Raw genomic sequence first — 24,635 nt, 5'->3', positions numbered from 1 at the left:
TTTTACTGTTTAATTCACATTGGTACGTATATAACAATAATTTTTTTTGTTAAGCATGCTGATGAAAAGCGACGTTCCAAAATACCTGAAAATCAAAGCAGAACAGGTAAATGGATTTTTCCTGCATAAAATCTTGCAATGCTTTACCGTCTTTATCGATCTCACGTTTCCTTCAGTTGTCTAAATCTATTCACTATGGAGTACCATAAGCTATAAACACAGAAGTGTGACATTATGAGAATTCAGCTTTTCAACACCCCTAAGACAGATTGTGAGTATTCCAATGATAATGTCAAAATGATATCAAAATAGAAATTTTAAGTAGCCGCCACCTTAATTTTATGATATAATGAATCCTGCAAATGATGTGCCCGTAGCTCAATTGGATAGAGTATCAGATTCCGATTCTGACGGTTGCAGGTTCGATCCCTGTCGGGTGCGCCAGAATATTATAGAAGCCCTGTTGTTCAGGGCTTTTTTCTATACCTTATACAATGTAATATCCAAGTATCATGGCTATGTTAGTATGTCCCATTAAATATAAGTGTTTGGATTCATTCTTTTGTTTGCCATATTCGTACAATAGGCTGTTTTTCTTGTCGTAAATCTGGCAAACTATCATTTTACCACCGGCTGTGTCGATACCGTTGTTTAGGTCTTTTATTATCTGTGCTTCTTTTGGCAAAATCTACATTATTCATTTCCAAAAAGTAATACATCAACAAAGTTTCTCAGTTACGTTCGGGTAACTGTTTCAAGGCTTCTGCCGATTCATCATAGACACGAATATCATTTTACCGCATACATTGAAAATCGTATAGTCTGTTTCGTAGTCGTCCCAGACAACCAAGTTTTCAACTATGATTTCTGGAAGTTCACAAAACGAAATTTTTTTTCTTTTCGCCGCTTCAATCTTGCTGATAGTCCTTAACAGCATGACGGACAACTTTCTTCAAACAACTGTCAAAACGACATTGAAGAGTTTTCTGGAAATCAGACAATTTCATCAATCCCACCCCTTCCGTTATGACGTGAAAAGTGTTTATCCCTCTTTCCGCACCATATAGGGAATGATTAGTGTGATTGGTTAAGTTGAAACCGGAAAAAATATGAAAAAATTTCTGCATTAAAAAAGCCCGCAAAAAGCATATAGTTTGTACGAGCCTTTAAACTGTATTGTGTTCATTTTCTAATGAAGTTTAATTATATCGTATTTGATTGTGTAGCATTGTACTTAAAGCTTTCCATAACGTTAATCCTCCTTAAAGCACTTTCTCAAGTATCTGGAAACATCATGTTAGACATACGGTATCTCAATAATCATATTAAAGTCTAATTATCTTTTTTACAGATTCTCTTTCTATACATCACTTCTAATATCACAAGAAATAAACCACTCATGATAAACAATGACATATAGAATTTCAAGTTCGTATTGTCTCCAGTTTTAGGAGTTAATACATCTTGATTTGGCGTATCAGTGATAACAGGAGTGTAAGGCTTATCAGGATTTTCAGGTTCTGGCGGTGTTACATCTTTTGCATTTATAAATACAGCCGTTCCTTTCACATCTTTTGTGATTGTTCCTGTATCATCTTTTTTAGAGGTTACATAGCCGTCCTGATTTTCTTCTGTTTCAGTTACTTCATAATCTATGCCTGCTGATAGATTGATTGCTGTTTTGCTTTCTCCATGCTTCAAGGTGAACGTTGCGACACCGTCAGTAAATTCCAAATCCCCATATACTCCGCTGATTGTCTTATCGCTTAACGTTACAGTAAAGTTGAAGTCCTTATTTTTATCCCCAGCATTTCCTGTTACTATCTTTGATACGGTCAAATCGCCTGTTTCAGGTTCTGGCGGTGTTACATCTTTCGTATTTGTAAATACAGCTGTTTCTTTCACACCTTTTGTGATTGTTCCTGTATCATCTGTTTTAGAGGTTACATAGCCGTCCTGATTTTCTTCTGTTTCAGTTACTTCATACTCTATGCCTGCTGGTAGATTGGCTGCTGTTTTGCTTTCTCCATGCCTCAGGGTGAACTCTGCCATGCCGCCAGTAAACTTTATCTCTCCGTATGTACCAGTGATTGTAGTATCGCCGAGAGTTACGATGAAATGGAAGTCTTTATCTTTTTCTCCCGCATTTCCTGCCACCATTTTTGATACGGTCAGACTGCCGTATTTTTCTGGTTCAGGGTTATCAACAGGTTTCCACATCAGCACAAAGGGGGACATGTTATTTCCCTCTTCATCTGCGGGCAGCACGAATTTAAGACCCTTTTCGGTAAGCTCTACATCTAACTTCTCAACTTTGACCTCATTGCCTAGAGCATGCATGATCGCCTCGCCCCATTCGTCGGCTTTATCCGATAAAGAAGCAGAATATTCACGCTCCATTCCTTTGAAGTGCAGAATCTGATATTCATAATCCTCATAACAATCCATTGTTGCAAATGGGTAAGGCCAGTACACAGTGATATCCTTATCGCAGGACACCCATGAGTTGCCATCACTAGCATTGACAAGGTCAAGATAACGGAAGTTATAGTCCCAGCCGTCAAAGGAATACGTCTCGCCACCAAATCGGCTATCCGCAGCGCATTCCTGCGCATGCTTCATCTGATATTCCTCGATCTTCTTGTCATCTACCTCAGATGACAGCGACACCGTATCGTCAAAGAACAGACTAATCAGCGGTTCGCTGTCTTCATCAATACCGATAGGACTGCCTAAGCCGGAACTTTTACCATTGGTATAAAATGCTGCATCCTCTGGAATTACGACAACACCCCGGCGAACAGGCTTATCCAAAGGGTTGCCCTCGGCGTCCGTTGTGACTAATGTCGTAACATCATCTTCATCCGTTACAATCGGAGACAGGAAATATTCGGGATTATCATAAATATCAACGCCGTCAGGCAGGTCGCCATTGTTTCCCTTATTGGATACATACCGGGAGGTGTAATAAACATCCTCCGGAGTTTCCACCTGAACCCGATAACTCTGTCCCTCATATTCTGCCGTAATATACCAATCGCCGGTCAGCTCAATCTTATACCTGCCCGCACTGGAGCCGGTATTGCTTATGCTTGTCATTTTCAGAAAATCGCCCGTCAAACCCAAATCATCAGAGTTGCCCTTATCCAGCTTCAGACCCGATTCCAGAGTCGGGAAATAGTAAATCGGCGTTTCTGCGCCGGTATCTGCTTTCAGGGGAAGCAGAGTCCAGCTTTCCTCACTCTCATGACCTTCCACGACTTTGTCGTTTTCCAGATGCATGGTTATGACCATGCTTGGATTCGTTCCGGCGATGGCGGCGCCCTCTGGCAACCCCTCTACCTTGAAGCGCAAAGTAGGGATGTGGTTGCCGCTGGCGGATTGTCCGCCCACATAGCTGGTAACAGAAACCGGTGTAATTGTCAAGCTGCCAGGTTCAGGCGCACTATGTGCTGCTTTGAGTGCAATAGAATTTTGTTTGGAAGCTTCTTCAGCAGAAATCTCTTTGCAGTAACTATCTACATCCCAGCGATTGGAGTCCCAATTATAACCATCTTCAAACCATCCTGTGATCTGTTTTCCGGTCGATGTCAAAACGCCAAAGCCGTTTTCTTTACTTGCAGTAACAGAAACATTTACAGTACCCTCTGAATAGATATCATCCCCCATTTTAGATGCTGTATTATTTTGAATAACTCCGCCTGTCATAGTAAAGGTGCCAATGCTGCAGACGCCTCCGCCATAATTACCCTTATTATTCTCAATGATACCGCCAGACATATTAAACTTTGCATTCGTACCAACAAAAACAGCACCGCCATATCCCGTATATGTATCTTGGCAGTTTCGGATTGCTCCACCATACATATTTAACGTTGCATTTGTTGATACACCTAATTCTCCAACTGAAATTGCACCACCCGGTCTGCCCATTGCGTTGTTATTCTGAAAAACAACACCCTCGTACACATTGACAGTTGCACAATCACCTATTCCTAAAAGGTCAGGAAGCCTCACACCTGCCTCTATAATCAGCTTGCTTTTTTCAACCTCACCTGCTGATCCGAGATTTACAACAGCACTATCGTTTGCAAAAATCAAACTGTATGAATTAAACCTTGATTTGAGAGTATGACCATTTCCATAAATCGTTGTCATACCTTTTATGAATTCTAATGAAGCGTTATTTCCAGTGTGTGAGTCGTTTGTAATTGTAATATCATCCGTCATTTCTATTACATACGTTGCATCATCAATACCATTGTTGATTTGTTTAACTGCATTGATAAATTCTTTATCTGATGAAACCCGGAATGTATTTGCTTCGGAATCGTCTATTGCATTTGTTTGCTGCTTTGAACAGATCTCGCACACGAAAGCACATGGTGTATCCTCAACCATTTCCATATAACCACAGCTTTCGCCATGCGCATGGGTACAGTTCAAATTCTTTGTAGTACATCCGCATTCTTCGCTGCAAACATGAATACATTCAGTTGGCGCTCCCTCGTCCGCATTGGACGGGGTAGCGTTGTTATCCGCAGAGATTTCACCAGAATAACAAGTTTCGTCGTGTGAATGAATGCAATTCGTTTCAATGATGTAGCAATCCTCTGTATGTTCATGGGTGCATGGGCTGCCTTCCACACCCTCGCTGTAACCGCAATCTTCAGTATGCAAATTATGATGTTCGCACAGACCATTCTCTGCTAAAGCGGAAGCTATCATTGTCCCCTGAGGGATAAGACCGCAAAACATAACTGAACATAGCAGCAGGCTTAATAATCTTTTTCTCATACTCTTTTTCCCCTTTCAGAAGTAATTTACAAATCTTATTTTCTTTTTTTAAAACTGTTAAAATAGAAATCACTATACCCGAAGCTACTAAGAATAACACCCAAAGCAATCTGTTAGATTTATCACCGGTTACCGGTACTTCTTTTATCTTTGTCTCTGGTGTTTTCACATTCACCGAAGATTTCAAATCATTATCCTTTTCATTATGCCAGGAAGGACTTGTTATATTATCCTTTAAACCATCATCAATACCAACACTATCCTTTCTGTAATACAAAAACTTAGCAAAAGCTAGTTCTCCCTCCTTAATAATTCCAGTTTCTCCCGATTTTTCCACCTTGTAGGCTTTGTTGTTATCGGTATCCTCTACTGTATAACGAATTCCGGAAGGAAGACCTTTAGCAGTAATACTCTCTTATGCTTCAAAACAATGTTCGCTACACCCTGCTTAAATCTCATGTCTCCATAAGCACCCGTGACTCTCTTATCACGCAGAGTCACGGTAAATATTTCTTTTCTTCTTTATTTCCGGCTGCTGTATTGGAAATCATCAGACTTCCGGTTTTAACCTCAGACTCTGTTGGCATACTGTTCTTCGTATTAAGGAATTCCGCTGTAGAAGCATTCGTTGTAATCTTGCCTTTTGCACCTTTTGAGGTTGTGATATAACCATCCTGATTGCTTTCAACCTTAACAACTTCATACGCTGTTCCTAATGAAAGATTTATGGCAGACTTTCCCCCATGCTTCACACCTCTCTTGTAGCTTATATCACCGAACAAGCCGTTAATTTTTGTATCCTGAAGGTATACTCGAAAATGGAAATCCTTTCCCGTATCTACTTCAGACCTCTCATTATCAATCACTCACTTTCGAAAACCTAATAATAACCTGATTGCATAATAAGCTTCGTTACCTATATAAAATTTCAGATTACAACTAAATCGCTTTTCCAAAATCTGCACAACTTTTAAAATATAATATTTCTTGAAATCTCCACGTTATCCTCTGATCGTTTTAAAGGCAAATAGCATAATCAATCATGATATAAAAGGGTGGAATATAAGGTGTCACCTTATTCTGTTAAGTACATAAGACATGTCTTCCCATCATCCCTTTTGAATATTCTGTTCTGCCTCCTCCATTAGGATTGCGTGCTTGATAAGATTTGCATGCCGATAAAAGGTAGACCTCTTGATGTTCAATTCTTTTTGGTATTCACTTAATGCCTCCCTGTCAACTAAACGTTTTCTTATTTGTTCCTCAAAGTCATTCGGCAAATCAATTGATGGCCGTCCATAATTTCCTTTTCCTTCTGATTTTCTTTGCAAAGCCTTCTGGATGCCTCGATGCTGACATTCTTTCATCTTCTTACGGTTCAAATCTATAATATATTCATAAAAGGAAGAAAGTACAGCTGCATCAATGACCATCCCCTGAATGGATAGCTGTATTCCGTTTTTTGCATATTCCCGCAATTCATTTTCCACCTGTATGACATCCTGTCCCAGAGCAGTGAATGATGTAAGTTTCAAATTTTTATGTTTCATCCCAGTATCCTTTCTTATGTTCTATATGTTGCATCTGATTTTCAGGTGCTGGTGAGGTCATACGAAATCCAAAACACCACTGCAGGATTTCCATGCATTATATTTTTACAGCACCTTGCAATTCGCTTCACTAATCAATGCTATCCCCGTGTCTAACTGCCGGTTTCCAAATATCTCTTCAAGAGCCTTGTAAGCACCTGAATATCAATTGGCTTTGCAATATGGGCATTCATTCCGCAACGCAGGCATTTTTGAATATCTTCAGAAAATGCATCTGCTGTCATAGCGATAATAGGTATTGATACAGCAGCTGCATGCTTTGATGTACGAATCGCCTGTGTAGCCTCATATCCAGTCATATGCGGCATTCTAAGATCCATGAGGATAGCATCATAATATCCAACAGGGGACTTTTCAAACATCTTTAAACAGCTTCGTCCATCCTCTGCCCACGCAACCTCCATCCCTATATCCGTCAGCAATTCACGTGCAATCTCCGCGTTTAATTCATTATCCTCAGCAAGCAGAATACGATATCCGGATAGGTGCATATCTGTATTCCTATCCTCATCCTTTTTTATTTCCATATCCATATATTGTCTTAGACCATGAAATAATGTTGATTTGAACAGCGGCTTTGAAATAAACCCGGAGATACCAGCTTCACGCGCTTCCTGTTCAAATTCACTCCAGTCATATGCCGATATCAATATAACAGGCATTTCATTTCCTAATCGATGCCGTATCTCTTTTGCCACCTGAACACCATTCATACCGGGCAGCTTCCAGTCCGATAGTACTATTTGATAATCGTCTCTGTTACTGTTATGCTCAATCAGCAATTCAATGGCAGCTTCCCCGCTCTGCGTCCATTCAGCATGAACTCCCATAGAGTTCAAGGTACGGATAGTGTTTTTGCCGAACAGCTCATCATCATCCACGACAAGTATTTTCCATGGAGGAAGAACCATATCATAAGCAGCAGAAGGAGCTTTTTCAAAATCGAGGGCTATATGAACTTCAGTGCCCTTCTGCAGCTCACTCTGTATATCTATGGTTCCCTGCATGGCATCGACTATATATTTTGTAATCGCCATTCCCAAGCCTGCACCCTCTGTTTTCTGTACTCTTGCACCATCTGCCCTGCTATAGGAATCATATATTTTTTTCAAAAAATCAGGAGACATTCCGATTCCATTATCCTTTACACAGATATGTAGCTGCACATAGTCTTCTCCCTTTAAAGATTTCTCTTCATATAAAGTTAATTGAATGAATCCCCCCTCCGGCGTGTACTTTACCGCATTTGATAACAGATTCAACAGTACCTGATTTAAGCGTACACCATCACACCATACATGCTCTGTCGCTATTGTATTGATTTGTACTTCAAAGCTCTGCTGCTTTGCTTTCACCTGCGGCTGCATTATGTTGACAATTCCTTCCACAACCTCTTTCAAAGATACCTGCTCAAAAGACAGGGACAATTTACCGCTTTCGATTTTCGACATGTCTAAAACGTCATTGATCAGTCCCAGCAGATGTTTACCGGACAGTGTGATTTTTTTCAAACAGTCCTTCACATGTTCCCGATCATTTATATGATTTTCAGCTATCGCCGTCATCCCTACAATTGCATTCATCGGTGTTCGGATATCGTGGCTCATATTTGCTAAAAACTCACTTTTTGCTTGATTTGCCTCCATTGCAAGTCTTCGAGCATGATCAAGCTCCTGTACCTGCTGCTGGCTGATATAATAAAAACGAATGAATATAATCCATAAATAACCTATGACAAAGCTACAGGCAAGCATGGTTGCCATCATCCTTTGAGACCCTAAAGCATTCATCGTCTCACTTAATATACCGTACGGCATAACTGCAACCAGAATCCATTCAGAGTTTGGCAACGCGGTTCCAAAAACCTGCCGGTATTCGCCCTGAACTTTTAACGTTGTTGCATAATTCCCCTGTCTCTTCCATGCCGCTGCAAGACCATACAGCGGATTGTTTTGTTTTGTGCCGTTTCCCTGATGTAATTGATCAAAATATTCCCAAAGCTCCGGATTTTCATTGCGTATTACAAAGCTGTAGTCAGGACGTATGATATGATAATACAGTATGTCAGTTGCATCATCCAGTGATAAAAAATCAGTAATATATGCTAACGGTACTGCTGCTATCAAGCCAATTGATTTCTCTTCACTTTTCATCGGATATACTGCCTTAACACCAAATAAAACTATTTCGCGTCCTTTTGCGTCCACTCCTATCGCCACCCGATGTTCCCCCTGCTTTAGCGCTTTTACAAACGGCTCTGGATTCTTGGGCTGCACTTGTTCTCCATAAAGGTTTTCAAAACTTCCCTTATCGGAACAGAGTGCCAGATATTCAAAGTCTCTGATCTGTGCTCTGTAGACCAGCTCGTTGTACAGATTCTCCTTATTGCTGTTCTTTGTCGTAACAGCGGTGATAATGCCCTCAACCTGACGGAAACGTAAATCTATAACATTCTCAAAATTTTTTGAAATCTCACGATTCATTCCCGACATATATAGTTCGCCGACCTTATAAATACTTTTATTGCTCTTCTGATCCATAAAAAATACGAGCAGGCCAAAAACAGCGATGCTGATCAGCAGAAAACCAGTGAAGCTGAACGCTAGAAATCGCGTTACATACCGATGTGAGCGCTGCGTCTTCATTTACAAAAATCTCCCTGTCTCTGATACGCTTTTATGGCAGCTATTTGCTGATCATACAATTTAGAAAGCTGAGGAAGGTGCTTTTCCACGCTTTGATAATCTCCTTCTCTGCATGCTTTTGTAATTTGACTGCTGCATTCATACAGCCTGGTAAATGAAAGATTCTGACAGATTCCCTTCAGCGTATGGATAAAGCGAAGGGCCTCATCATAATCTTTGCGAGCAAAAGCCTCTTTGAACATAAAAAAGCTCTTGTCCTCGGAATATTTCAAAAGGAATTTCGTGACTGTCTTTTCTAAGCGCAGTCTTGACATCACTTCCTCATAATCACCGCCAAAAGCAGTATAGCAATCCTTTAAATTCATCGTATGTCTTCCTCTCTTTTATTCAAATCCGCTGTTTCTTCCTTCAAAAGACTCACTATCCCCAGATTTTTGTCCGCTTTCGCTTGATACATGAGTTCGTCCGCAGTTATGAAAAGCTCTTCAGCTCCCCCTTTCTCATATACACCGCCAATGCTCACAGAAACAGTTAGATTTGGATAATCCGCCAGCTTCATTTCAGATACAGAATTGCGTATCTTTTCTAAGCGTTTGGTGAACAACGCTATCGGCAGATTCCAAAAGATAATGATGAACTCATCTCCGCCATAACGTATAACAGTGTCTCCTTTTCCAACACTGGAGCATATTAGCTTGGCGATTTTTTGCAAAACGATATCTCCGACAAAGTGACCATAGGAATCATTGATAGCCTTGAAATTATCGATATCAATTACGGAAAGATTTTGTATTTCATGAAGAAGAATATAATCTTCATAATATCTTCGGTTATATACTCCTGTTAATGCATCTGTATATAATAATTCAAGAGTTTCTTCATAGGTCAGAGTGTCCACAGCATCACGCCTTTTATGCGGTATTCCCTTTTTCAACAATCCCTGCACATTATAGGAATCCGCTTGATCATAGGTGAGATTTAATGCAAGTGTAGTACTTATGTCTATCAGACCTTGTATAAGCATTGGATTAAACACACCGCATTCTCCATTTACAATCATGTGCAATGCCTTTGTATGTGAATATGCCTTTTTATAGCACCTCTCACTGGTTAGTGCATCATATACATCTGCCAGTGCTACCACCTGCGCTGCAATTGGTATCTCTTCTCCCTTCAGCCCATCCGGATAGCCGCTTCCATCATATCGCTCATGGTGCCAGCGGCAAATTTCAATGGCTATCTTGACAAGCTCGGATTCCCGCTGTTCCGCTGGTAATTCCATCAGCATTTCAGCGCCGATCTCCGTATGCGTCTTCATTACCTGAAACTCCTCAGCTGTTAATTGTTCCGGCTTATTTAAAATTGCATCGGGTATCGCGATTTTCCCTATATCATGAAGTGCTGAAGCCGTGCTGATGACGTCTATATCGGTATCTGTCAGCATATACGGAGTGCTTTGTTGAATAAGGTTTTCCAACAAAAGCCTTGTTATCGTATGAACATGCTGGATATGCGAGCCGCTTTCTCCATTACGAAATTCTACAATGTGGGATAGGATAGAAATCATCAGCTTATTATTTTCTTCCTGACTTTGATATTGCTGTGCAATTATTTCTTCGAGGTAATTCTGCCGTGCATATAACAGCATTGTATTCGCTATTCGATGCTGGACAATCGCAGGATCAAATGGCCGGCTTATATAATCAAATGCCCCGAAGTCATATGCCTGTTTTATATTCGCAGGAGAATTGTCCGAGGAAATCATAATAACCGCAAGGTTGGCATTCCAGCTTCTTTTTTTTATATAAGCCAAAACTTCGAAGCCATCCATTTCCGGCATCATGATATCCAGTAATAAGAGTGAAAATTCCGTTCCGTAGCGAGAAAGAAGAGTTATTGCCTCTACTCCATTTTCCGCTTCTACAATGTCATATTGATTCTCAAGGATTTCAATCAGAAGAGCTCTGTTTATTTCTGAATCATCTGCTATAAGAACTTTTTGTTTATTCACATGCATCCATCGCTTTCATAACAAGGTATATTTCACGATTTTATTATAATTTCAGGTAAACACCCTGACAACATCCCGATTGGTAAGGTATACCTATACGTTTTATACAAAATTGGCAAGGTGAACAAATAGCTTCGCATATGCATACTGACAAACAGAAGGTCGCATACTATAATGGAAAAAAGACCGGAAAGGATATGGGTATGGAAGCACAAGAAACGAAATTCTCATTTGTCTATCATGAAGTAAAGCAGCGCATCCTTACAAACCAAATACCACCCGGTGATTATATACCATCCTCAAGAATACTCTGTCATCAATTCAATGTGAGCCGTTATACCATCAATCGCGTCTTTGATGCACTGCAAAAGGAGGGATATATTGAAATAAAACCTCGCATCGCTCCCATCGTATTACCGCGAGAAACCGAAATAAAGCAGGGTAATGAAGGTATTGACATTTTGCGAAGTCGTGATAACATTCTACAGATATATGAGACATTCGCCCTGATACTTCCCTCCTTGTTAAGCTTTGCAGCAAAGCACTGTGATCTGGAAATCCTGTATCATTACAAAAAAGCCATGAAGGTCTCCCGTATGGGGATTTCCGCCGGAGGGTGGCGTCCTGTATCAAATCTGTTAAAAGAAATTCTGACAGTTGGTGGCAGTCCCTTGCTGGGGAACCTTTATTCTGTCTTTGAACTACATTCTCATTTAAGCTTTTTCACAGAGAACAGTACCTTTTTTCTGAAAGTCTTACGAAAGGATTCCATCCCCATAACAGCAAATCTTATTAGTATCCTGAAAGAAAAGGATACGCATGTTATGTATACGCAGCTGACTCATCTTCTTCTCAGATTTGTATATGCTGTTCAAGAAACCCTGCAGCATCTGGCAGATACATTGGAGGCTTATCCCCTGCAGAGCCCAGCTGCTTTTTCATGGAGACCAACGCGCGGCAAGGATTATTTCTATACTCGCATCGTCAGTGATCTGAACCGGAAAATAGTCCGCGGTGATTATCCGCGCGGCACTTTTCTCCCCAGTGAAAAGCAATTGGCTGCATTCTATAATGTTTCTGTTTCCACAATACGAAAAGCACTGACAGAGCTTTCACAACGAGGCTTTGTCAGAACGATAAACGGAAAAGGTACCATGATTATAACCCCGGATGATAGCCGTGTAAGGCAGATTCTTCCCAATCCGGGACGAACAGAGGAGGCATTGCGGTACTTGCATACTTTGCAATTACTGGCATTGATCATTCACCCTGCAACGGTGAATGCAGCCGCAAAATTCAAGAAAAAGGAGCTGAAGAGTTTAGAGGAAAAGCTCTATCTTCCGGATTCTATCTGTATCATAGATATATTTGAAGCTATTTTATACCATACGGATACACAACCCCTGAAAAGCATACTGAAAGAGGCCTTTCGTCTCACAGAATGGGGGCATTATATTGCATATTACGATCATAAAAAGCAGGTATTGCAGACAGTTAATAAACGGCTGCGCTTAGCAGTCCATGAGTTGCATACCGGAGACTACATAGAATTTGCTAATCGAATTGCTGATTGCTATTACCAAATATTTCAGCATGCCAGAGACATCATGACAAACAAATACGGATTTTCTTCCGCTGCAGCTATCCAGTTACCGGAGAAGTATTATTGAAAACTTCATTTGACAGCATTTGTATATCTATATTTCCGGCATGATTACTCTTTCTTTTCATCGATTGTCATTGTTTTTCTTTTCCTGCTCTACGTTTTCGTTATCGAAAATATCATCAATTTTATAACGTCTTTTGAAAGCAGACTGTTTTTCAATAATGACAATTCGCTCTTTCTTTTATTTTGTCAATTTATCCTAGTTAATATGCTTATGGACAATTGATAGATGAATAACAGCGATAGATAAGTAAACTGAATTTTACTTGATAAGTATTCCGCTATTTTTATCAGAAAGTATGTCTTATATTCTCACACTATATAGAAAAACCCGCCGTAGCGGGTCTATTTATCGTTCAGCTCTTGAATCAATGCAGGCAATTCACGTATATCCTGCAGAACATAATCGGCACCTGCCTGCATATACTCCTTGCGCAGGCGTGCACACAGTGCTTCCTTTTCCTGTGTGCTGAGTGCTTCGTATTCTGTTTGTGTCAGCCCCATCAGAGAGCTTCCCTCCAGAATACCGACAGAAATCACACCTGCCGCAGCGCCTTCCTTAATATCAGAGATCGTATCCCCTACCTTAACGGCTGCGTGTACATCACGGATATGCAGCTGCTTCAGGTTTTCAAAAATCATATACGGGTATGGTCTTCCATAGTTATCCACGCTGTTCGGTGAAATCCAGAAATCCGGAGCATATCCCTTCTCCTTTGCGACACGCGTTACGACCGCCATCATCTGATCGGTATAGCCGGTAGTAGAGCCGATCGCCAGTCCCATAGCCCGCAGCCTTGCGATCGTTTCCACGACATACGGCTTCGGATCGGCAAACTGATCCAGTATACCCATCAGCTTTTCCGTAAAGGTATCATGCATTGCATCGATATCCGCTTCCGTTACTGCACGGCCGTGTGCACTTTTCCACAATCCCTCAATTCTCGGCATTTCCAGCATGGTCTTGATGTGATCACGCTTCAGCATCCCCATCGGCTTTCTCGTTTCCTCCATCGTAACCTCCATGCCAAACCCATGAAATACCTCCGCAAATGCCTGTACCGGCGCAAAACAGCCGTAATCTACCGTCGTTCCTGCCCAGTCAAATATAATTCCCTCTATTTTCATATCAGTTTCCTCTTTCCATATACTCTTTCATAATCTGTGCCAGCCGCAGGATATCCTCCTCATAAATCTCACCGATCGTTCCAATGCGGAAGGTATCCTTATCCGTCAGCTTTCCCGGATAAATTGCATAGCCTCGCTCCTTGATAAAGCGATACATCTGTGCGAAATCAAAATCTGTATCCGGATACAGGAAGGTTGTGATGATTGGCCCTTGTACCGCCTTTTCCACATAAGGAAGGAAACCAAGCTTACCGAATTCCTCAATCAAAACATCACGGTTATGTGCATAGCGTTTACTTCTTGCAGGAATACCGCCTTCCTTTTGCAGCTCCTCCATTGCCTTGGCAAATGCCAGAACAACATGCGTAGGAGAGGTATAGCGCCATTTTCCATCCTTCTCCATGCCTGCCCACTGATCGTACAGGTCCAAGGACAGACTGCGGGCACAGCCTCTGGAAGCGATCAAAAGCTCTCTTCTTGCGATGATAAAGGAGAAGCCCGGAACACCCTGAATACACTTATTGGCCGAGCTTACCAGAAAATCAATATGCCAGTCATGCATCGGAATATCCACGCCGGCAAAGCTTGACATCGCATCCACGATAAAGACCTTATGATACGTCTTAGCCAGCTCACCAATGGATTGAATATCATTGAGAATGCCGGTTGTCGTTTCGCTGTGAATCATTGCAATATGCGTAATTTCCGGGTGCTGCTTCAGTGCTTCCTCTGCTTTCATTCGATCCGGCATTTTATCATAATCCTGTACAATATGAACGCAGTTAATGTGATGATAGCGACACATTGCGGCGATTCGTTCCCCATAGGCCCCATTGCTGAGCAGCAGCAGACAGCCATCGTCAGGAATCACGCTGGAAATCACACTTTCCACCCCAAAGGTTCCGGAGCCCTGCATCAGTACGGTTGTATATGCAGTCTCATCGACATGTGCCAGCTGCAGCAGCTCTCTTCGGATTCGCTGCGTAATCTGCTTATAATCCTCATCCCATGTACAGTGATCAAACAGCATTTCCTGCTTTACACTGTCTGTTGTCGTAAGTGGTCCCGGTGTTAACAGCTTGTATGTTTTCATTTGTTTTCTCTCCTTATTTTCTACAGCCTTCAAAGAACGCCTGATGCTCTTCTAAAAGCTCTACACTCAATGCTCTCTTAAATACTCGCGGATATTTGCTTGCATATTTTTTCTCCACCTGTTCACCTTCATAAAGTGCAGTTGGATAGGTATACAGAATATCTCTTCTCCCATTTTCCATAATGCAGCGTGCCATTGCCATTGCCGTCTTATTCACATTTTCCTTTTTTACAACGGCAATGCTTTCCGTAAGGGAATAATTGCCTTCGATCGGGTCAATACAGTCGATGGGAAGCCCCTTTTCCTTATCCGCAAGTGCCTGATGCCGCAGTCCGAAGGCAATGCCGACCTCCCCGGAGCGCACCTTTTTCAAAGGACCTGAGCCGCTGGATTCCAGATGCGGACCGACATTGTCGAGGATTGCAGTTAGAATTTCTTTCCCATCTTCTTCTCCATAGGTATCCAGCAATGCCTGTACGAGCAGCCAGCCGGTACTGCTTGCCTTGATATCCGGTATTGAGATCATTCCCTTATATTTTGGATTTGCAAGCTCCTTCAGAGAGGACGGCACCGGCAGCTGCTTTTCCTTCAGTACACTCGTATTCACAATCATCGCTCCCTCCAATGCCGTCAGCGGAGTATCGTAATCGGAATAGGTTTTCAGTGTCGGCGTCGGGAAGGTCAGCTTATCAAACATGTCATTTTTTTGTTGGGCACTGTCAATATAATAGGAGCTCATCGTAATAATATCCGCTTCCAGATTCTTACCCTCCGCCATGATTTTTCCACCAAGCTCACTTGTTCCAAACGATTGCAGAACATATTGATCCTGAAAGCCGTTTTCATCCAGTGCATGCTGTATCGCTATCAGTGCTTCCTCATCCGCATTGGAGTAAATTACCACAGGCTCCTTTCCCTGTCCGAAAACGAAGGTGAACAGCACAACACCGCCGGCAAGAATGCCAAGTGCATATTTCTTCACACGGACACCCTTTTCTTTTTTTTCATCCTTCTTCTGTGTAACAAAGAGAATGATTCCCTTTACCAGCAGATTTGTCAGAAGAATCAATAGAGACAGAACGAAAATCTGATCAAATTTCGCAAAATGCTGCAGCTCCTTGATCTTGGTTGTCAGCACTGCTGTTTTTGCACCGACAATGAAAATCAGGGCAGAAATCGTCACCATGGAATTGATAAAATAATAGCTGAGCATCTCCAGTATCGTGCTTTTGGAATTGGGAACGACCACTCTTCGAATCGTTTTGAACCAGCTGTCCCCCATCAGCATAGCCGTTGTTTCATAGGAGGTATTCAGCTTTCCCAGTGTGTTCTTCGCCATCACATACGGTGTGGAGAAGAAATGAATCATATTACAGAGAATGATGATCCAGAAGGTGCTTTGCAGCGGTGTGCCGCTGAATGCGAACAGGAAGGCAATACCGATGACCATTCCCGGTATGGTATTGGCAATACTGCTGATGGCATCAATACTTTTTCTGCACAGCACAGGAAGCGTGCTGCGTGTGGTCACAAGGGCAGAGCCATACGCGACCAGCGTTCCGGCAGCTGCCGTCCCCAGTGCTACTATTAAAGAATTGCGGTAAACCGACAGTAAATTGGCGCTTGCCAGCGTGTCTGTGAAATGCTGCAGGGAAAAGCTGATATCATACGGCCATTCCTTTACAAACGGCAGCAGAATAATGACAGCAAATACCAGAGCAATACCGCACAGGACAAGACCGGAGCCAATGCCGCACCACAAATCCCGTTTCCTGTTTTCCGGCAGCTCGATAACACTGATCCTGTTGTAGCGGACATTATAGCGCTCCAGATAGTTCAGAAGAATGATACTGATGATGGAAGGAAGCAGCATCATCATGGCGACAACTGCGCCGTTGCTGAAGTTCGGGATGGAGCCGAGCATTTCATTATACAGCGTGGTTGCGACTACCGCATATTCACCACCAACGGCCGCCGGGATACCAAAGTCGGTAAAGCTCAGAAAGAATGCCTGAATAAAGGCTGCCGCAAGGGTTGGAATCATCGGTGACAGGGCGGTCATCCAAAAGCGCTTTCCTCCGGAATCCCCCATGATTTTTGAAACGATGATGAATTTTTTATCAATAAATTTCATCGTATTGTTCACAAGAAGGAAGGCGATTGGCAGCGTATAGATCACATAGCCGATCAGAAGACCGCTGAAACCATATATATCAAACAGCTGCACATGCAGCAGCTTGCTCAGCAGTCCCTGCTTTCCAAATGTATAAATAATGGCAAAGCCATAGGTGATGGTCGGCAACAGCATAGGCAGCGTGGCAATACTGCGGATTCCCTTTTTCAGCCGCTGTGATACATTTGTATAATTGATGGTGTAGGCCATTAGAAAGGCAAGCAGCGTTGTCACCAGGGCACTGATACCGGATACCGTAAAGCTGTTGCCAAAGGCGTTCACAAACTTGCCGCTGAAGATCAAATCACGGTAATGCTGCAGTGTCAGTGAGGTTCCGCTTTCAAAGGATTTATACAGCAGAATGGCGACCGGCATAAAGAGAAATACGAGAAACAAAGCCGCCAGAACCACATAGATTCCCTTTAGCTCCAGCTGCTTTTTATGCATAGGTTTCTCCAAACAACGTAAAGATATTATTGCGTTTGATTTCCAGCTGGTTCAGGATGAATTCCTTCACGAAGCTGTTTTGCGGATGCTCGATGATATCCTTCGGCTTCGCATACTGCGAAATGCTGCCATCCTTCATGATCAGCACGCGGTCGGACAAGGTCAGCGCCTCCTCCGGATCATGTGTGACAATGATTGTTGTCAGGTGAAATTCCTTGGCAATCGTTTTGATCTTCTCCTTGATGCTTTCCTTAATGACACCATCCAGCGCACTCAGCGGCTCATCCAGTAATAAAATTTTCGGTTTCATAACCATGGTTCTGGCCAGTGCCACACGCTGCTTCTGGCCACCGGACAGCTGGTCGATGTGCTTATTCAGATGCTGAGAAAGCCCCAGCAGCTCAATCAGCTCATTCACCTCCTGCTGTGTGGAAATTCCCGGCTTGTTCTTCAGACCATAGGTGATATTTTCATAGGCGTTCAGATTCGGAAACAGAGCATAGTCCTGAAATACGATATTGAATCCGCGCTTCTCCATGGATACTCCGGTAACATCCTGTCCATTGAATACCACACTCCCGCTGTCAATGTCTGTGATACCCAGTATACAATTCAGCAGGGTTGTTTTACCGCTTCCGCTCGGTCCCAGTATGGAAACGATTTCCCCGGTTTCTATCGACAGACTGATTCCATTCAGAATCGATGTCTGATCATACGATTTCTTCAGATTATTCAGTGTCAGCATACGTCACTCTCCTCATCGCGATATTTTACTCGCTTGTGTCCATTATAGAAAAGTGAAAAAAGATTACAATAGCTTTCATTAAGTGTTAACGTCCTCTTTACGAACCCTTAACATTTCATAAATTATGTAAATTCTTTGTTATATTTTCTGTTTTTCATGTAATTTGTTCATAAAAACACAACAAAAAGAGCTGCTATTTAATAAATTTGTAAATAACAGCTCCTTTATGTTCATAATACGATTTCTTTAGCAGAAAAATGAAAATCATGCTGTATGCACGCAATGACCGTGTTCTTTTTTATAATTTTCCGTGTCCTGCGCATATACGATACAAGAAAGATGGCACTACTGAATGAAGAAACGATGCAACGTCACTGTGCTGCAGCTTACCTTCGTATGGATGAAAAGCAGCCATTTTGCATTTGCATTCATGTATCATTCTTTCCCGCTATTTTGGCATCAGCCCTATGAACACATCAATTTCCTTTTCTTAAAATCAACCATTTTTTCCATATGTTCGTTCTCTTCGTTTAACTGATGAAGAAGCCCTCAACAAGCCTGCCGGTTCCACCTTCATATGGAGCCATTTCACGAAAGGCAATCAAATGTTTGATTATAGCTTCCGCTGTCTATGCACATATTCAGTACAAAAGCTTCCCTACAGCTTTCCATACAAAAGCCGGTATCAATATCCCCATTGCCTGCTTCAAGTTCACAGGCAACATGGTGTGCATAGTTAACAGGGGTTACTTCTTCAGGGGGGATATTGCTCACTTGCTTACTTATATAGTGTTTTCCATACATCCATAACAATCGTCTCAGCAATTTCCCATCCTTCCATCACCTAATGCGATTTCTACTGCACGCTTTGCATGAATACACGTTGTATCGAATACAGGGATGGAAGAATCTGATCGATGAATAAGAAGTCCGATTTCCGTACAGCCAAGAATAACACCCTCAGCTCCTCTGGACTTCATGCGCTCTATAATGCTCTGGAATTTTTTCCGTGAGTCCTTCTTTATTTGACCAACGCAGAGTTCATGAAAAATAATATGATTGATCACTTCAATCTCCGTTGCTTCAGGAACGATAACCTCTATGCCTCTCTCTACCAGTTTTTGCTTATAGAAATCCTGAGTCATCGTATATTTTGTGCCTAACAATCCCACTCTATGAATATTGTGATTTAAAAGCTCTTCTGCTGTCGCATCTGCTATATGGATGATGGGAATATGAATCATGGATGCGATTTGAGGTGCAACCTTATGCATAGTATTTGTACAGATCAAAATAAAATCCGCACCGGCACCTTCTAATCCCTGAGCAGCTTTCCCTAATATTTCTCCGCTTTTTTTCCAGTCACCTCTTGACTGGCATTTTTCAATTTCATCAAATTCCACACTGTGAAGAATAATTTTTGCTGAATGCAGTCCGCCAAGCTGTGCCTTAACTCCTTCATTGATAATTTGATAATACGGGATTGTACTTTCCCAACTCATTTCACCAATTAAGCCAATTGTTTTCATTTTTAACCCTCCATAGCTTTCTATTTGAGTATATCACGATAATCATACACCACAACAACTCGTAGCCACCAGCTGTTCCAGAATCTCACCTGAGTAATAAAAGCATATTCTGTTTTATAAGATTTAAAATATCGTCTGACACTTGATCCGCTCAGACCCGTGTCAGTGATGGTATTCAATAAAATTTCTGAATATCAACTGCATTTTCCTGTCGTTTCTTCAGAATGAAATAACTCATAATTAAAACGGACAGGTATACAACTGCAAATGCTAAGGTATGAATGATCCCTATTGGATAAGGAGAAATCCACCCTTGCTTGAAAACTAGGTCTGCAATATATCCGGTCATGATAGATACAGGCATAAAAACGATTCCATTGATAAGAATCCACGTAATATAAATCGGAGCCTTTTCTCTGGACAGTATGCTTGCTATAAAAAATCCGGCAACACCTACTACTTGAACGATCATTGCTCCCCAAACAGCTTCCATTGTCTGTTGCGCATACCAGCCTCCAAATGCACAGAACAGACCTATTACAACAAAAGCTGCTGATGAGATATAAAGTACCTTACTCGCAAGCTCCCTGCTTTTTTGTTCTTTGCTCTCTACCGTCTGAATGCCCTTTAGGATATAATCTGTTGTAACTCCAAAATAATCACTCATTATAATTATTTTTTCTACATCCGGTGTACTCTGATCACTCTCCCATTTGGAAACAGCCTGTCTGGAAACACCTGCTTTCTCAGCAAGCTCCTCTTGTGAGATTCCTTTCATTTTTCTTAAATATTGTATTCTTTCCGCTAACTTCATGATCAGCACTCCTTTCATGATGCGATTATAGCAAGTATTCAGTTGCATAGCCACTATGCAAGCATGGAAATGTGTCAACCCGTAGTTGCAATGAAAAAAAACATAAATAATAAAAGCTTATGTTAATTGAAGGCGGAGTTTAGCAGTCTCTTGTTTTGCTTCTGTATATCATTGGAATAAAGCGTATCCCCATAACAGTTTGTTCGGTTTTTGTGTCTTTGAAGCCCAAATGGTGATAAATTTCCCTGGCATAAGGAGATGCATTTACAGTTAACTCATTGGAAGAAGAATTTTTTAATGCTGCTTCAAACAACCTTCGTCCGATTCCCTGTCGATGATGCTCACCATCAACAAAGAACAGCGCTATATGACTGCCGTTGTTTCTAGTCGCAATTATACCAGTCAGTTTTTTGTTTATATATGCCCCCCAGATATCCAGTTGGTCCATAAACTCCTGATTATGCAATGCAGTATCAAAAAACGTTTTTATCCCCTCATCCGTATAATCCGGTGCTTCAAATTCCATAAAAACCTTTGTAACCAATTTGGTTACATCTTCAAGATGCCGGTTTGCAATGCGCTGTATATTCATTGTTAACAGCCTCCTATCATATAAACGACTGATGCCGGTTTATCATTCTGTACATTATATCATACTGCTTCAATATCGTCATTTCTTTCTGCTTTCGATGAATTGTTTAGCCGTCAACGCTTTATAAGAATGCTATTTGATATGTTCTCGGGTCTTTGACAGTCTATTCATAGCTAATAGCTTCTAAAGCCTTTTATCATAGGCTTTTCTTTATGTTATTTTGTCAAATTTTTAGCTTTATTATATGGTAATTATTGGTAATATATGATATAATTTGTATAGGTGATGTATATGAAAGTTACTACTACTCGATCTAAATCCTCTGAAACTTTTTATATCTGTCATTCTTTTGTTGATAAGAACGGCAAAAATACTTCCAGAGTTCATAAACGGCTTGGCACTTTGGCTGAACTTTCCCTTTTGCTCTCTACTGACCGCGATGGTGTCATGGCATGGGCTAAAGAACAGGCTCGTATTGCTACTGATGACTACAATAAGGAAAATCAAGCCGTTTCCGTTCTCCTATCTCCTACGCACTATATCCCTAAAAATGAGCAGCGCTCTTTTAACTGCGGATACCTTTTCCTTCAATCTATCATTTCTTCTCTCCGCTTTGATAATATCTGCCGTAATATCAAAAGACGCCATCAGTATGAATACAATCTTTATGATATTTTTTCCGATTTGCTTTTTGCACGGATCCTTCATCCTTCCAGTAAGAAAAACTCTTACGCTTTTGCTCAGACGCTCCTGGAACAGCCCAAATACATTCTCCAAAACGTCTATCGCGCCCTTTCTGTTATTGCCGATGAATCAGATTATATCCAGGCTGAGATCTATCGTAATTCACATTTCCTTCATAAACGGAATACCAAGATCCTTTATTATGACTGTACAAACTATTATTTTGAAATAGAACAGGAGAGTGGTAGTAAGACATATGGTAAAAGTAAGGAGAATCGGCCTAATCCAATCATAGGCATGGGACTTTTTATGGATGCTGATGGCTTCCCGCTTGCTTTCGACCTACATCCTGGCAAACAGAATGAACAGAAAACATTGAAGCCTCTTGAGCAGAAGGTCATACGTGATTTTGACTGTTCTGAATTCATCTATTGTTCTGATAGCGGACTTGGATCACAGAATAACAAATTGTTCAATGATATGGGTGGTAGATCGTATGTCGTCACACAGTCATTGAAGAAATTAAAGAAAGAGGATCGTATCACAGCACTTGATCCGAAACAATACAGAAAGCTGGGGGAGCGAAAAGTTCATCGATCTCAGAGAACTGGATGAAAACGATCCCGAAGTATACAGATCCATTTACTATAAAGAAGTCCCAATCGAGTCAAAGAAGTTATCAGAAACGATGATCGTAACGTATTCGCCTAAATATAAGGCTTATCAAGCAAAGATTAGACAGGGACAGATCGAACGTGCTATGAAGATGATCAATGATAATGGAAAAAAAGTTTAAGAAGAATAGACGTAATCCTAATGATCCGGCCAGATTTATAAAAAAAGACTGCGATCACTGCGGATGGTGAGGTGGCAGAAGAAGAATATTGTCAGCTCGATCAGGCAGCCATAGATAAAGAGGCGATGTATGATGGGTTCTATGCAGTAACGACAGATATAGAGGGAGATGTATCTGAGATCATCGCTATCAATGAGAGAAGATGGCAGATCGAAGAATGTTTCAGAATAATGAAGACGGACTTTGAAGCACGACCTGTATACCTGCAGAGAGAAGACAGGATAAAGGCCCATTTCCTAATCTGCTTTCTGTCATTGCTGATATATAGGATTCTGGAATTCAAACTGGACAAGAAATATACAACAGAGAATATCATAGATACACTGAGAAGCATGGATGTATGTGCACTTGACGCATATGGCTACATTCCAATTTATAAAAGAACAGATTTGACGGATGACCTTCATGAATTATTTGGTTTCCGTACAGATACTCAGATTATCAAGAAGGCTAAAATGAGAAGTATCATTCATGAGTCTAAAATTGCCAATCAATTACTATATTCCCCTGCAAAACCAAAAACTCAAGATTAACCCTTAACTAAAGGGTTTTCTTGAGTTATTTTTTCCTTAAACTGTCAAAGACGGGATTATATCATACTGCTTCAATATCGTCATTTCTTTCTGCTTTCGATGAATTGTTTAGCCGTCAACGCTTTATAAGAATGCTATTTGATATGTTCTTTGCAGCAAATTCTTAAACTCGTATCCTTTGTAGCATTCACGATACTCATAGAAGTTTTCATTTAAGTCTTTCCGATATGAAAAGAGCGGCTATAAAATAAAGAGAAAATTACAGCCCTGCTATTAACATAATAGAAAACAGCTCGGTACATGCAGGATAGCTTCCTGTATGATTTTCTTGTCTTTTCATGCAGTGATATACAATACAACCAGAATGGTGATGTGCAAGGGATAGAAGGTATAGAATAACCATTTTGGCAGGGCTCCTTTTTTACCGTTATAGCAGGATAACAGCGGCAGGGACAAAGAAGCGTAGAGGATATACAGGAAAGCATACAGCAGATCATCTGCCTGAAGGCTTTGTCCCTGTATAAGGAGAGTAGAGGCTTCCAACAGGATGACCCCTCCCAGACGATACAGACGATATTCATCACTTCCGCAATAGCAGGCAAAAATCGCCAGAACACCAAGGGCACCGTAGTCTGTTTGCAGGACAGATGCGATAAGCATGCAAAGAGGCAATGGTAGGAGGGAGAGCTTTTGAAGCGTTTGTCTGCTTCTGAAAGCATCATAGGTCATAATAGCTGCAGCTCCCAGAAAAAGGGTGAAAAAAATGTTCGTTAAAGCGAAGTGCAGAGTGAGCGGAGCATCCAGTAAAATGCAGATCATATACTGAAAGGGAATTTCCGATATCAGCCCCATAATCAGCAATCGAATTAGATAGGCACTGCGATTGTGAGTCCTATGGCAGCCCTCCGCTATAAAAAATGCAAAGATCCAGAAGGAGGCGGCGCCAAGCATACCGATCAGCTGAATTCCCCATTGAATGACTTCCTGTGTCAGCGTGGTATGTACAAGAAGAAAATCCCGTACATCAAAGCAAAAAATTTTATATATATGGTCCAGAAGCATCAGACCCATTGCGATAAGCTTCAGTGATGCCTGATTCAGTATTATTTTCTTCATCTGTATTCTCCTATCGATATATCGCTATTCTTGTCGTTTCCACCAGCTTTGCACCTGCTTTTCTCCATAAATTTACCCAAGCTGTACGTATTCTCATTATAATATACAAAACACCCGCTGCCAATAGCTGACCTCCACAAAGAAATAGATGCTCTGAAACGGAGAAACACTTGCATGACAATAGACAAAAAACAAT

General features: G+C 41.3%; 14 protein-coding genes, 1 tRNA gene and 4 pseudogenes. 3 read left to right on the top strand and 16 right to left on the bottom strand.

What is annotated here, in order from left to right; genetic code table 11:
• Positions 1 to 367 precede the first annotated feature (367 nt).
• Positions 368 to 444 (top strand) — tRNA-Arg (locus tag G4D54_04110).
• A 142-nt stretch (positions 445 to 586) separates the two neighbouring features.
• Here G4D54_04110 and G4D54_04105 read toward each other — a convergent pair.
• The 8 genes and pseudogenes from G4D54_04105 to G4D54_04070 form a co-directional block, all read right to left on the bottom strand.
• Positions 587 to 679: pseudogene (locus G4D54_04105) on the bottom strand (integrase).
• A 52-nt stretch (positions 680 to 731) separates the two neighbouring features.
• Positions 732 to 1,007 (bottom strand): annotated as a pseudogene (locus G4D54_04100) (hypothetical protein).
• 325 nt (positions 1,008 to 1,332) lie between these two features.
• On the bottom strand, positions 1,333 to 4,797 hold the full coding sequence (locus G4D54_04095) for a hypothetical protein (protein QJA01664.1): 3,465 nt from the start codon (positions 4,795 to 4,797) through the stop codon (positions 1,333 to 1,335).
• 25 nt (positions 4,798 to 4,822) lie between these two features.
• A pseudogene (locus G4D54_04090) lies at positions 4,823 to 5,636 on the bottom strand (hypothetical protein).
• A 270-nt stretch (positions 5,637 to 5,906) separates the two neighbouring features.
• Positions 5,907 to 6,347 (bottom strand): recombinase family protein, encoded by a 441-nt coding sequence (locus G4D54_04085; protein QJA01663.1) that lies wholly within the window; start codon positions 6,345 to 6,347, stop codon positions 5,907 to 5,909.
• Between the two features lie 152 nt (positions 6,348 to 6,499).
• On the bottom strand, positions 6,500 to 9,052 hold the full coding sequence (locus G4D54_04080) for a response regulator (protein ID QJA01662.1): 2,553 nt from the start codon (positions 9,050 to 9,052) through the stop codon (positions 6,500 to 6,502).
• Positions 9,049 to 9,417: an Hpt domain-containing protein gene (locus tag G4D54_04075; GenBank protein QJA01661.1), complete on the bottom strand. Its 369-nt coding sequence runs from the start codon at positions 9,415 to 9,417 to the stop codon at positions 9,049 to 9,051. The genes G4D54_04080 and G4D54_04075 overlap by 4 nt, the downstream gene beginning before the upstream one ends.
• Positions 9,414 to 11,063 carry a diguanylate cyclase gene (locus G4D54_04070; GenBank protein ID QJA01660.1) on the bottom strand — a complete coding sequence of 550 codons (1,650 nt, stop codon included), beginning with the start codon at positions 11,061 to 11,063 and terminating at the stop codon, positions 9,414 to 9,416. The genes G4D54_04075 and G4D54_04070 overlap by 4 nt, the downstream gene beginning before the upstream one ends.
• 203 nt (positions 11,064 to 11,266) lie before the next feature.
• Between G4D54_04070 and G4D54_04065 the strand changes: the two genes are divergently transcribed.
• The gene (locus G4D54_04065; protein ID QJA01659.1) at positions 11,267 to 12,733 is read left to right on the top strand and encodes a GntR family transcriptional regulator; all 1,467 of its coding nucleotides are present in this window, start codon (positions 11,267 to 11,269) and stop codon (positions 12,731 to 12,733) included.
• Positions 12,734 to 13,074: 341 nt separating this feature from the next.
• On the opposite strand, the gene G4D54_04060 is transcribed toward G4D54_04065, so the two are convergent.
• The 7 genes from G4D54_04060 to G4D54_04030 form a co-directional block, all read right to left on the bottom strand.
• On the bottom strand, positions 13,075 to 13,857 hold the full coding sequence (locus G4D54_04060; protein QJA01658.1) for a phosphonoacetaldehyde hydrolase: 783 nt from the start codon (positions 13,855 to 13,857) through the stop codon (positions 13,075 to 13,077).
• A 1-nt stretch (position 13,858) separates the two neighbouring features.
• Positions 13,859 to 14,950: a 2-aminoethylphosphonate--pyruvate transaminase gene (phnW, locus tag G4D54_04055; protein QJA01657.1), complete on the bottom strand. Its 1,092-nt coding sequence runs from the start codon at positions 14,948 to 14,950 to the stop codon at positions 13,859 to 13,861.
• Between the two features lie 13 nt (positions 14,951 to 14,963).
• Complete coding sequence (locus G4D54_04050; GenBank protein QJA01656.1) at positions 14,964 to 17,570, bottom strand: ABC transporter permease subunit; 2,607 nt, start codon at positions 17,568 to 17,570, stop codon at positions 14,964 to 14,966.
• Positions 17,563 to 18,315, bottom strand: coding sequence for an ABC transporter ATP-binding protein (locus G4D54_04045; GenBank protein QJA01655.1), 753 nt, complete (start codon positions 18,313 to 18,315; stop codon positions 17,563 to 17,565). Before G4D54_04045 ends, G4D54_04050 begins: the two co-directional genes overlap by 8 nt.
• Positions 18,316 to 19,133: 818 nt before the next feature.
• A complete protein-coding gene (locus G4D54_04040; protein ID QJA01654.1) occupies positions 19,134 to 19,844 on the bottom strand; it encodes an aspartate/glutamate racemase family protein in 711 nt (236 codons plus the stop codon).
• 175 nt (positions 19,845 to 20,019) lie between these two features.
• The gene (locus G4D54_04035; GenBank protein QJA01653.1) at positions 20,020 to 20,658 is read right to left on the bottom strand and encodes a helix-turn-helix transcriptional regulator; all 639 of its coding nucleotides are present in this window, start codon (positions 20,656 to 20,658) and stop codon (positions 20,020 to 20,022) included.
• A 139-nt stretch (positions 20,659 to 20,797) separates the two neighbouring features.
• A complete protein-coding gene (locus G4D54_04030) occupies positions 20,798 to 21,250 on the bottom strand; it encodes a GNAT family N-acetyltransferase (protein ID QJA01652.1) in 453 nt (150 codons plus the stop codon).
• Between the two features lie 291 nt (positions 21,251 to 21,541).
• Between G4D54_04030 and G4D54_04025 the strand changes: the two are divergent.
• Positions 21,542 to 23,323, top strand: a pseudogene (locus G4D54_04025) (IS1634 family transposase).
• A 336-nt stretch (positions 23,324 to 23,659) separates the two neighbouring features.
• Here the strand turns inward: G4D54_04025 and G4D54_04020 are convergent.
• A complete protein-coding gene (locus G4D54_04020; GenBank protein ID QJA01651.1) occupies positions 23,660 to 24,439 on the bottom strand; it encodes a hypothetical protein in 780 nt (259 codons plus the stop codon).
• Between the last annotated feature and the right edge of the window lie 196 nt (positions 24,440 to 24,635).

This window comes from [Clostridium] innocuum, assembly GCA_012317185.1.
Taxonomy (GTDB): domain Bacteria; phylum Bacillota_I; class Bacilli_A; order Erysipelotrichales; family Erysipelotrichaceae; genus Clostridium_AQ; species Clostridium_AQ innocuum.
The sequence above is the reverse complement of the archived record's forward strand: the minus strand, read 5'-3'. Positions and strand labels throughout refer to the sequence as shown.